The 13,446-nt window shown below is 68.3% G+C and carries 1 protein-coding gene; it reads right to left on the bottom strand.

What is annotated here, in order from left to right; genetic code table 11:
• On the bottom strand, positions 1-13,446 hold a 13,446-nt coding region (locus tag ACWDKQ_RS32385; protein WP_450142573.1), incomplete at both ends, for a hypothetical protein.

Below are 13,446 nucleotides of genomic sequence, written 5' to 3'. Positions count from 1 at the left end.
TGCGGTGGGATCAGCAAGACCGCGAAGGTTCGCTTTTTCCGGGCCCGCACCACCAGGTTCGTTGCCAGCCGCGGAAGTGGCGGAAGTGGCCTGGTTCGTCTCCACATCACCAGGCCAGGCCAGGCGACGACGTCGTGGTCGTACGCCCTCAGCGGAATCAGCGGAGGTGTCCCGCGGCCTTTTACCAGACGCTTTTCCTGCCCGGGACGCCAGCTCACCCCACTCCTCCTCGACCTTCCGCATCCCGGGCAACCTGTCCTCGACGGTCTGCAGATCCTGTGCGGTCCAGGCTCCCTGCCGCACCATGCGTTTCGCAGCTTCGACGTTGGATGCGCGCTGACCGTCCGGATCGAATCCCGGCGGCATCGCCTTCAAATGCCGTTCCATCCGGCCCGCCAACTCGGCCACCTCCGCAATCCCCGCCAGCTCCGCAATCCCGGCCAGGTTACGGTCCAGCCGCCGAGACTCCGGTAAATCAAACGACTCCGCCACCCGCGGCAACCGGCCATCCAGCCACGCCACCTGCTCCGGCCCACCCAGAATGACGCCGGCCGCCGTGGGCTGCGAACCCTGCCCCCGCGACACAGGCGCCGCAGAACCACCACCACTGTCGCCTGCGGGGGCGCGTAGTCCGCCCTGCCGAGCCCACCAGGCCAAGGCCTCACCCGCGTCCGCCATCGCCTCCGACGGCAACGTCGCGGGGTCGATCCTTCTGTCATCACCCTGGATGGTGTCCAGGAAATAGTGCGCCTGCCCACCGTTGAAGAAGTCACCAGAGGTTAGGAACGCAGTCGCGTCCTCGCCCTTCACATACGCTGCCCGCACCGCATCCTGCGAGGCCGCCGGCGGCACCCTCAGCACAAGGAAATGAACATCATCCCCCGCCGCTGTCCGCTGCATGAACTCCCGCACCGCATCGGGGCCACCGGTCAGCCGAAGCTGCGGGACAACACCCCCCGTGGCCTCCTGGAACCGCGCACTCGCCGCGCCTCCCACCACCCGCCGCAACACACCAGCGTGCAGCAGGCCCTTCGCGGCGCGGAGGCCGTCGGCGATCTGCTCCAGCAACGCCGTGGCCGCCTCAGGACCCGGGTCAGGAATCACGATGCCCGAGTCCTCCACCATCGCCTTCGCGTCCTCATTGCCGAGCAGGACCTGAACAACGATGTACTGGACCGAAGCCTTCAACGACTTCCCGAGTCCATCGAAGACCTCTCGATATTCGGGCCGCAAAGGCGGAACTGGGGAATCCACCTCCTTCCACTGTGACCGCGCGTCGGGCGGGAACTCGCCTTCCTTTGTGGCGTCGGCCCACGCGAGACGGCGCTCCGCCTCCCGTATCCCGTTCTCACTCCACACCACCCGCCTCAACGGCTGCGGCCACCGCAAGAGCCCCTCGGTGATAGCCCCCAGAACAGCCCGGCGCAGCGCCCCAACTTCCCCCGCAACAGGCTTGCTGATACCCACCAGCCACGACACCGCGTCGCCGCCGCCGGTCACCTCGAGTGCCCGGCCCGGGCCGAGGTAGCGCACCAGCTCCGAGCTCGGGAGCCGGCCAGCCTCGCGCATCTCCTGCAGCTGGAACGAGAAGGGCTGGTCACTGCCGTCCAGCCATACCTCAGCCACGTACTCGGAAACTCCGGTCAGCTCAGCCGCTCGGGCCGTGCCCAGGTAACGCACCACTTCCTCGTCCGGGACTTCGGCGGGAACAGCCTTTCCGGCGACGTAGTCCACCACGTCGCCCAGAGTCCACGCCCACCATTCCTGCAGGACCGGCAAACTGAGCACCGTCCGTGCGGCGGTAGATGGCCCCTCCGGCCGCCCCCCCGAGGCCACCTGCACGCCCTCCCGGGGGTCCAGCTCCCCCCGCTTGGCCATCTGCAGGCCCTGCAGGCGGCCAAGCTCCCGCAGTCGGTCAGCCAGCGCGACCGCTGCTTCCGGCCCGCCGAACGCCGCGACAACCGTGTCCAGCACAATCCCACGCAGCATTGCACGATCGCTGCGACGCCACTGATCAAGATCGCCGATCGCTACGCCGACCTCGGTGTCCGTACCGAAGAAGCGCGTGAGGTAGTCAAGCTCACGACCGTCCAGGGCCTGCGCCAGCTCATGCAGCACGCTCAGCTCCCGCGGGCTGGGCTGCCTGCCCAGCTCACCGGCACGCTGCGGTGCCGGACCGCCGAGCTCGTCCACCGACACCTGGATGTCCGGCTTGCGCCCCGTGAGCACCACCTGGTCCAGGCCACCGAGCCTGGCCACCTCTTCCCGCAACTCGGCGCGGTACTCAGCCGCGCTGCGGGTGTCACGCCCTTCCTCGCCCCACGTCTTCAGCCGGCGGCGGCGATCGGCCAGGCGCATCATGATCTCACCCAGAACACGCACCCGTTCCTGATACCGCGCACCGTCCGGCACCAGCTCCTCGACCAGACTCTTGACCTCCGCCCGCCCGCCGTAGGTGCTGACCACCAACCCGGTGACCGCCCGGCGCAACGCCTCCGCATGCCACTCCTTGGGCAGGTGGGACCACATCCGCCACACGTGCGCCGTGGTCTCGTCCACCCCGAACGCCTGAGCCAGGTAGTGGCTCCGGCGCACCCCCGGGTTGACCAGATTCATCAACCCCGCGGGCCCTTCGTCGTTCAGGGCCGCGAACAACTCACCCCATTCGGCCTCGCGGCCACCAAGCCACAGCCCCTGATCCCCCATCCCGTACTCCACCCGGACACCAGCCGGGTCCACCACATGCACGAAGAACTCCACCGACTCCCCGATGTTCCGCAACCAGATATGCGGGGGCAGTTCCCCGTTCGGATCCAGATGCGCTGGCACCGGCGACACCTCCGGCGACACCTGGGTCAGCGGGTCCCACAAGTCCTCGGGCCGCGTGGCGCTCTCCGGCCTTTCCCCTGGCGCGTACTCGCCCATCACATACCAGGCGTCGGTGCCCTCCTCGACCAACTCCCGACCCAGATCCGGCACATGATTGCGCGTTTTCCACGTCGTTTTCCGCTTCTTCACCACCAACGCATGGTCCGCAACACCCCACCAGTCCAGCATCCGCAGGAACGCCACGACATTGGCACCATCAACAACGTCGGCCAGCCTCGGCTGAGCGGCCACGTCGGTCGCCGCCACGAAAGCGTTCAGCGCCGCGCGCCCCTGCTCAGAAACCTTCGCCAACTCCGCGTCGCTCAGCACCGCACTCCGGCCATCCACCACATCCGGCAGCGACCCACGCCGCACGTACTCCGCCACGCCGCCACGCAGCTCAGATCCCGCCCACACCGGATCCCTCAACGGCTTCAGCTCACCGAAGGGCACCGGGGCGGACTCCACATCATCATCCACCGGGGCACGCAGGTGCACCCAGTCTGGACGCAGCCCGTTCTGGTCTTCCGGCAATCGAAGGTCATAGGGGCCCGGTTGCCCATCACCGTCCGGCCGAGTCGACTCCCACCTGCCGTTGGGCGGCAGAACCGGAAGCAACCGACCGCCCTCACCCACATACGCACCGGCAACCATCGAGGCGAACCCACCGGTACCCGGACCGAACCAGACCAAGTCCCGCGTCCAGCGGACCCGAGACCCCAACTCCTCATCTAACGCCCGCGCAAACACCTCGGAGACCTCACAGGCGTACAGCCACACCACAGCATCCGGATCCCAGTTCGACGACTGCCGAATCACCCCAGCCAACGTGCGCGCATCCACCGCCACGCCACCCGCACCATCACCACGCAGCGCCACCACAAACTGGCCATCCCTTAACGGCATCTCCCGCACAGCAGCACGCACATCCGCACCCACATCCGAGGACACAATTCCCGCCCGGATCACCTCCACCCACGGCACCGGCCGGGCACGACGCAACGAGCGCGCCAGGTCGCGCCAGGTCTTCTCGACCTCCCGCATCGCAGGCAATCTGTCGTCGACGGTCCGCAGATCCTTTGTGGTCCAGGCTCCCTGTCTGACCATGCGTTTCGCGCGCTCGACGTTGGATGCGTGTTGACCGTCCGGATCGAATCCCGGCGGCATCGCCTTCAAATGCTGTTCCATCCGGCCCGCCAACTCGGCCAACTCCGCAATCCCCGCCAGGTTACCGAGCCGTTCCAGCCGCTCTGGCTCCGGTAAATCAAGCAACTCCGCCACTCGCGGCAGCCGGCCGTCCAGCCACGCCACCTGCTCCGGCCCACCCAGAATGATGTCGGCGGCCCTCGGCTGCGAACCCTCCCCCCTCGACACAGGCGCTGCGGAACCACCACCGCTGCCTCCCGCAGAGGCGCGTAGTCCGCCATGCCGAGCCCACCAGGCCACGTCAGCGCTCGCGTCCGCCAGCACCTCCGGCCACACCGTCCTGGGATCGGTCATTCTGACATCACCCTGAACCACGTCCAGGAAATAGTGCGCCTGCCCACCTTCAAAGAAGCCACCAGAGTCCAGGAGCGCCTCCGCGTCCTCGCCCTTCACATACTCTGCCCGCACCACATCCTGCGAAGCCCCCGACGGCACCTTCAGCACAAGGAAATGAACGTCATCCTTCGCCGTCTGCTGCATGAATTCCCGCACGGCACCGGGGCCGTTTGTCAGCCGAAGTTGCGGGACAACACCCCCGGTGGCCGCCTGGAACTGGGTACTCGCCGCACCGCCCACCACCCGCCGCAACACACCAGTGTGCAGCATGCCCCTCGCCGCGCGGAGGTGGTCGGCGATCTGCTCCAGCAACCCCGTGGCCGCGCCAGGGCCCGGGTCATGAATCACGATGCCCGAGCCCTCCAGCATGGCCTTCGCGTCCTCATTGCCGAGCAGGGCCTGAACGACGATGTACTGGACCGAAGCCTTCAGCGACTCCCCGAGTCCATCGATGACCTCTCGCGCTTCGGGCCGCAGAGAAGGACGTGGGTTGTTCACCTTCTTCCACTGTGACAATGCGCCGGAGGGGAACTTGCCTCCCTTTGTGGCATCGGCCCACGCGAGACGACGCTCAGCCTCCCGTATCCCGTTCTCACTCCACACCACCCGCCTCAACGGCTGCGGCCACCGCAGGAGCCCCTCGGTGATAGCCCCCAGAACAGCCCGGCGCAGCTTCCCAGCTTCGTCCGCGTAGGGCTTGCCGTTGCCCCTCAGCCACCACCCCCATACCAAGGACACCGCGCCGGCGCCGGTCAACTCGATTGCTCGGCCCGGGCCGAGGTAGCGCACCAACTCCGAGCTCGGGAGCGGGGTAGCCTCGCGCATTAACTTCAGATGGGTCGGGTCGGGCTGGCCTCTGCCGTCCAGCCATGCCTGAGCCGTGGACTCGGGAACTCCGGTCAGCTCGGCTGCTCGGGCCGTGCCGAGGTGGCGCACCATTTCCTCGTCCGGGACTTCGGCGGGAACAGCATCCCCGGCGACGTAGTCCACCACGTCGCCCAGAGTCCACGCCCACCACTCCTGCAGGACCGGCAAACTGAGCACCGTCCGTGCGGCGGTAGATGGCCCCTCCGGCCGCCCCCCCGAGGCCACCTGCACGCCCTCCCGGGGGTCCAGCTCCCCCCGCTTGGCCATCTGCAGGCCCATCTCGGTGCCCAACTCCCGCAGTCGGTCAGCCAGCGCGACCGCCCGTTCCGGCCCGCCAAACGCCTCGACAATCGTGTCCAGCGCAATCCCACGCAGCACCGCTCGATCGCCGGGACGGCCGCGACGCCACTCGCGCACGTTTCCGCCGGTCACCCGGCTGATCTGCCAGTCTTCACCGAAAAAGCGCCTGAGGTAGTCAAGCTCACGACCGTCCAGGGCCTGCGCCAGCTCATGCAGCACGTTCAGCTCCCGCCGGCTGGGCTGCCCGCCCAGCTCACCGGCACGCTGCGGTGCCGGACCGCCGAGCTCGCGCACCCGCACCTGGATGCCCGGCTTGCGCCCCGCGAGCACCACCTGGTCCAGGCCACCGAGCCCGGCCACCTCTTCCCACAGCTCGGCGCGGTACTCAGCCGCACTGCGGGTGTCACGCCCTTCCTCGCCCCCCCTCTCCAGCAGACGGCGGCGATCGGCCAAGCGCATCATGATCTCGCCCAGGACACGCAACCGCTCCTGATACCGCGCACCGTCCGGCACCAGCTCCTCGACCAGACTCTTGACCTCCGCCCGCCCGCCGTAGGTGCTGACCACCAACCCGGTGACCGCCCGGCGCAACGCCTCCGCATGCCACTCCTTGGGCAGGTGGGACCACATCCGCCACACATGTGCGGTGGTCTCATCCACCCCGAACGCCTGAGCCAGGTAGTGACTCCGGCGCACCCCCGGATTGACCAGATTCATCAACCCCGCGGGCCCCTCGTCGTTCAGGGCCGCGAACAACTCACCCCATTCGACTTCGCGGCCACCAAGCCACAGCCTCTGATCCGCCGGCCCGTACTCCACCCGGACACCAGCCGGGTCCACCACATGCACGAAGAACTCCACCGACTCACCGCTGTTCTCCAACCAGGTATCCGGCGGCAGTTCCCCGTCCGGATCCAGATGCGGCGGCACCCTCCACATTTCATCCGGCGTCCCCTGGGCCAGCGGGTCCCACAAGTCCTCCGGCCGCGTGGCGCTCTCCGGCCTTTCCCCTGGCGCGTACTCGCCCATCACATACCAGGCCTCGGTGCCCTCCTCGACCAACTCCCGACCGCTCAGAGCCCACGCAAGACTGCAAGTTTTCCACGTCGTTTTCCGCTTCTTCACCACCAACGCATGGTCCGCAACACCCCACCAGTCCAGCATCCGCAGGAACGCCATGACATTGGCACCATCAACATCGGCCAACCTCGGCCGCGCGGCCACTCCCGTCGCTGCCACGAAAGCGTCCAGCGCCCCGCGCCCCTGATCAGAAACCCCCGCCAAATCCTCCGCGCCCAGCACCCCACTCCGGCCATCCACCGCATCCGGCAGCGACCCGCGCTGCGCGTACTCCGCCTCGCCGCCACGCAGCCCAGACCCCGCCCACGCATCCGCCGGGTCTCCCAAGGGCTTCAGCTCACCGAAGGGCACCGGAGCGGACTCCACATCGGATGGCTGTGCTGGTCCGGCCCCGGCCTGGATGATCGGTTCGCTGCGCCGCGTGCCCAGCCTGTCCGCCAGCGCCTGGGAAAACTCCACCACCTGATCCTGCTGATCATCACCGACCTCGCGGCGCTTGGCCGCGACCAGCGCCACCACATCCTCCAACGACACAACGGCATCCGCACGAGCCAACCCCCCGACGTCATGCGTGTGCTGCACAACCAGCCCCGCCGCGTCCTTTTCCTTCCCGGAGAAGTCCAGCTTCTTCGCCCGCGCGATCTCACGATCCAGATCCGACCGCGACCACTGCCCCGGGTGGCTACTAGCAGAATCCGGGCTGGACGAATCCCCGATCGACCAGGCACCACCATCAGGGGAGTTCGCCCCCACGCCAGGCCAAGCCTGACGACGACGCGCACCGTCCTCACCAGTAGAGACAGCATCACCGTCCACAACAGACCCCGTGGAGCGCCTTGAACTCCCGGACGGTTTCTCCTTTTCGCCCAAGCTCTCAAGCCGCTTCAGCAAGCCCGGCTGTTCCTTCTCCATGAAGATCTCGAACTCGTCGCCCTCCGCTTTACCGATCGCGGCATCCGCCACCGGCGCATCGCCAGTGGGCGTACCAGGACTCGGCTCGGCATCCCACACACGGGCCCCCGCGCCATCGACCCGACCAGGCAGTACCTCGCCACCATCACGACCCAACGACGACCGAGGACCATCACCAGGAAGAAGGGCTACTTCGGTCAGCCACGAATCGGGGTCGAACCTCTTCCCGGACTCCGGATTCCAAAGCCCGAACGTCCCCGCCCCCGCGCCCCCACCACCATCGTTCTCGGCGGTACCCGCCACATCCTCAGTGGACTCCGACCGCGCCTTCCCAGGCTGCGCGGGCACCGCTCCCATATCCCCGACCGGTCCGGGCCCCGCACCCGGATCCGTGCCCGGCCCGGGCCCAGCGCCCGCACTCGCAGCCGTCAAGTCCACCCAAATACGCTCCAGCCTGTCCCAGATCTGCGCGATCTCACCGTCCCCGGCACCACCCATCATGTGATAGGCCATCACACTGACAGCCCACGGCGAGCCGTTCAGTGGCGCCCCCAATTTCTCGGATGCGGCATCCAGCAAGGAATCCCTTGCCGGGCCAGGCAATTCCTCCAACCCCGCATCGGCCTGATCGCTCAACACCCGCAGTTCCCGCTCCGCAGCAGCACGACGCACCGAGCGCGCAAGGCCACGCCATTTCTCCTCGACCGCCCGCATCCCAGGCAACTTGTCCTTGACCCACTTCAAATCCTCTGCGGTCCAGGCTCCCTGCCGGACCATGCGTTTCGCGCGCTCGACGTTGGATGCGCGCTGACCGTCCGGATCGAATCCCGGCGGCATCGCCTTCAGATGCTGTTCCATCCGGCCCGCCAACTCGGCCAACTCCGCGATCTCCGCCAGGTTACCGAGCCGTGCCAGCCGCACGGGCTCCGGCAAATCAAGCAACTCCGCCACTCGCGGCAACCGGCCAACCAGCCACACCACGTGCTCCGGCCCACCCAGAATGATGTCGGCGGCCTCCGGCTGCGAATCCTCCCCCCGCGACGCAGGCGCTGCGGAACCACCACCACCGCTGCCCTGTGCGGGGGCGTGTAGTCGGCCATGCTGAACATGCCAGGCCACGTCGGCGCCCGCGTCCGCCAGCACCTCCGGCCGCACCGTCCTGGGAATGGTCCGTCTGTCATCACCCTGGACCGCGTCCAGGAAATAGTGCGCCTGCCCACCTTCGAAGAAGCCACCAGAGTCCAGGAACGCCTCCGCGTCCTCGCCCTTCACATACTCTGCCCGCACCACATCCTGCGAAGCCCCCGACGGCACCTTCAACACAAGGAAATGAACGTCATCCCCCGCCGTCTGCTGCATGAATTCCCGCACGGCACCGGGGCTGCTGGTCAGCCGAAGCTGCGGGACAACACCCCCGGTGGCCGCCTGGAACCGTTCACTCGCCGCACCTCCCACCACCCGCCGCAACACACCAGAGTCCAGCATGCCCCTCGCCGCGCGGAGGTGGTCGGCGATCTGCTCCAGCAACCATGTGACCGCGCCAGGACCAGGGTCAGGAATCACGATCCCCGAACCCTCCAGCATGGCCCTCGCGTCCTCATTACCGAGCAGGACCTGAACAACGATGTAGTGGACCGAAGCCCGCAACGACCTCTCGAGCCCATCGATGACCTCTCGCGCTTCGCGCTGCAGAGCGGATCCGTTCACCTTCCTCGACTGTGACAATGCGTCGGAGGGGAACTTGCCTCCCTTTGTGGCATCGGCCCACGCGAGACGGCGCTCCGCCTCCCGTATCCCATTCTCACTCCACACCACCCGCCTCAACGGCTGCGGCCACCGCAGGAGCCCCTCGGTGATAGCCCCCAGAACAGCCCGGCGCAGCCTCCCAGCATCCTCCATTCGGGGCACGGTGGCGCCCTCCAGCCACTCCCATACCACCAACTCCGAGACGCCGCCGGTCACCTCGTCGAGTGCCCGGCCCGGGCCGAGGTAGCGCACCAGCTCAGAACTCGGGAGCCGGGCAGCCTCGCGCATCTTCCGCAGATGGAACGAGGGGGGCTTCCCTATGCCGTCCAGCCATACCTCGGCCCTGGACTCGGGAACGCTAATCAGCTCGGCTGCTCGGGCCGTGCCGAGGTGGCGCACCACTTCCTCGTCCGGGACTTCGGCGGGAACAGCGCCCCCGGCGACGTAGTCCACCACGTCGCCCAGAGTCCACGCCCCCCACTCCCGCATGGTAGGCAAACTGAGCACCGTCCGTGCGGCGGTAGATGGCCCGTCGGGCTGCCCTTGCGAGAACACCTGCACGCCCTCCCGGGGGTCCAGCTGCCCCCGCTTGGCCATCTGCAGGCCCATCTCGGTGCCCAGCTCCCGCAGTCGGTCCGCCACCGCGACCGCTGCTTCCGGCCCGCCGAACGCCTCGACAACCGTGTCCAGCGCAATCCCACGCACCACCGCACGATCGCCGGGACGGCCACGACGCCACTCGCGCACGTTTCCACCGGTCACCCGGTTGATCTGCCAGTCTTCACCGAAAAAGCGCGAGAGGTAGCCAAGCTCATCACCGTCCAGGGCCTGCGCCAGCTCATGCAGCACTTTCAGCTCCCGCCGGCTGGGCTGCCCGCCCAGCTCACCGGCACGCTGCGGTGCCGGACCGCCGAGCTCGCGCACCCGCACCTGGATGCCCGGCTTGCGCCCCGTGAGCACCACCTGGTCCAGGCCACCGAGCCTGGCCACCTCTTCCCGCAACTCGGCGCGGTACTCAGCCGCACTGCGGGTGTCACGCCCTTCCTCGCCCCCCCTCTCCAGCAGACGGCGGCGATCGGCCAGGCGCATCATGATCTCGCCTAGGACACGCAACCGCTCCTGATACCGCGCACCGTCCGGCACCAGCTCCTCGACCAGACTCTTGACCTCCGCCCGCCCGCCGTAGGTGCTGACCACCGACCCGGTGACCGCCCGGCGCAACGCCTCCGCATGCCACTCCCTGGGCAGGTGGGACCACATCCGCCACACATGTGCGGTGGTCTCATCCACCCCGAACGCCTGAGCCAGGTACTGACTCCGGCGCACCCCCGGATTGACCAGATTCATCAACCCCGCAGGCCCCTCGTCGTTCAGGGCCGCGAACAACTCACCCCATTCGACTTCGCGGCCACCAAGCCACAGCCTCTGATCCGCCGGCCCGTACTCCACCCTGACCCCAGCCGGGTCCACCACATGCACGAAGAACTCCACCGACTCACCGCTGTTCAGCAACCAGGTACCTAGCGGCAAATCCCCGTCCGGATCCAGATGCGGCGGCACCGTCTCCATTTCCTCCGCTGACCCCTGGGTCAGCGGGTCCCGCAAGTCCTCCGGCCGCGTGGCGCTATCCGGCCTTTCCCCTGGCGCGTACTCGCCCATCACATACCAGGCCTCGGTGCCCTCCTCGACCAACTCCCCCCAACCGTGCAGATCCGACACAAAACTGCAGGGAATCCACGTCGTTTTCCGCTTCTTCACCACCAACGCATGGTCCGCAACACCCCACCAGTCCAGCATCCGCAGGAACGCCATGACATTGGCACCATCAACAACGTCGACCAACCTCGGCCGCGCGGCCACGTCGGTCGCCGCCACGAAAGCGTCCAGCGCCGCGCGCCCCTGCTCAGAAACCCCCGCCAAATCCTCCGCGCCCAGCACCACACTCCGGTCATCCACCACATCCGGCAACGACCCACCCAGCGCGTACTGCGCCTCGCCGCCACGCAGCCCAGACCCCGCCCACGCATCCGTCGGGTCTCCCAAGGGCTTCAGCTCACCGAAGGGCACCGGAGCGGACTCCACATCGGATGGCTGTGCCGGTTCCGCCCCAGCCCGGATTCGCAGCCCGCTGCCCTGTGTACCCAGCCTGTCCCCCAGCGCCTGGGAAAACTCCACCACCTGATCCTGCTGATCATCACCGACCTCGCGGCGCTTGGCCGCGACCAGCGCCACCACATCCTCCAACGGCACAGCGGCATCCGCACGAGCCAACCCCCGCACGTCATGCGTGTGCTGCACAACCAGCCCCGCCGCGTCCTTTTCCTTCCTGGACAAGTCCAGCTTCTTCGCCCGCGCGATCTCACGGTCCAGATCCGACCGCGACCACTGCCCCACCGGTATCCCACCGGTATCCCGCACCGTGCCCGCCCCGGCATCGGGTGTGACCGCCGCGGGCTGTAGCTCCGCAGCCACCGAGCTCTCCTGCGCAGACACCGTCCGGGCCGCCGGTGCCTCATCCCGGGCGACCGTCGTCCCGCCGGAGGCGGCCGTGACCGGTGCCGAGGCCTCCGCCAGACCGGCCACGCCCCCACTATCGCCGGCCGGCACCGCGGCACCAGGTCCGGCCAGCGGCCTGGGACGAGAACCATCCGCAGCGAACACCGTGAACTGCGGCCCGCGCCCGCCCTGTCTCTGCGTCATCGCGACAACATCGCGCCCCATATCCTGCGCCAGTGCCGAGCCCTGGCCCGGCGTCACCACCACACCCGCACCCGGATCGCTGGGGGACACCAACAGCACCGGCCCGCCTGTGGATTCCGCGACACCGCCCCGCACGAACGCCGCCAGCCCGCCACCAGCCACCACCTCCGCGGGCACCTGCACCCGCACCGTGTCCGCAGGCAAGCCCACCGGCAACACCGCCACCGGATCCCGATCCACAAACGGCGCCGCCTGCGACCCCGCCCCCGAGGGCATCGCCGAATCCGGCCATACCGCAGCCCCATCCCGGCGATGCGAATCCCCACGCCCCCCGACCGAATCCGCACCGGGATCCCCATCGCGGCCGGTCACCCCACTCGGCGACACCGGATGCCCCGCGGGCACACCACCGCCGGAGTCCACAACAGACCCAGACGCGACAGCCTCCGGACGAGCGGCATCCGCAGGCGCACCAGAAGCATGTGGGGTCACCGCTGGTGAGTCCGGTGTCTGCGAGGTAGGCGCCTCCAGCGGCCGGTTCCCAGGTACATCCACACCATGCGCTCCGGGCACCTGATCGCCGCCGGCAACGGGACTGTACGGCGGCGGCGGTGTCACCAATCGGTCCTGGTCATGACCTGGCACGGCCGGAGCATCACCGGCCGGGTCCGCGCCGTTGACGCTGCCACCGGCAACCGGACGGTACGCCGGCGGCGGTGTACTCGACCGTTCCTGCCCGAAACCCACTACCCCATCGGAATACGCTGGCAGCGGTGCGCCTGGCCGGCCCGCACCCGAACCTGGCACCGCTGGAACACCACGAGCCGGCGTCCCGCCCGGCACGCCGCCATCGGCACCCGTCTTACCGCCCTTGACATCCTTGACGTCCTTGACGTCCTTGCTGTCCACGGCAGCGGACACCACGGGGTCTTTGCCGGAGGGCACCGACACCGCAGCCGAATCCACCGGCCCGACCGGGAAAACAGAATCCACATCAGATGGCTTCGAGCCATCCGAGACATCGGAGGGGGTGAACGTGTTGTCCTTGCCTGGGGAGCCAGGGGTACCCCCTGTCTGCGACCCGGGCCCTGCCCCCAGAAGCGGGGCCTTCTCCTCATCGAACCCGCCACCATCGGTGGTCTCGGTGGTGCTGTCACCCTCACGTCGGCCGGTGCCCTCGAGGTATGGGCTCGGGCCTTCCGGGTGCAGCTTGCCCCGCCACACCAAGCCCGCCAGATTGCCCACACCGCTGAATACCGACTCGAACCCGCCCGCCGTCACCGAGAACGGGTTCCAGGTCACCTCCTGGCCCGTGGCCGCCTGATACCCCACCTCCCCGAACAACTCGCCCAGGCCGTCGGACAACGCCTCCCCGATCCCGCTGCCGAACCGCGCCGACCACATGCCCCGCACCGACATCCCCGCGTAATG

Source organism: Saccharopolyspora sp. NPDC000995 (assembly GCF_053599315.1).
This window is presented reverse-complemented; position numbering and strand designations above follow the sequence as displayed.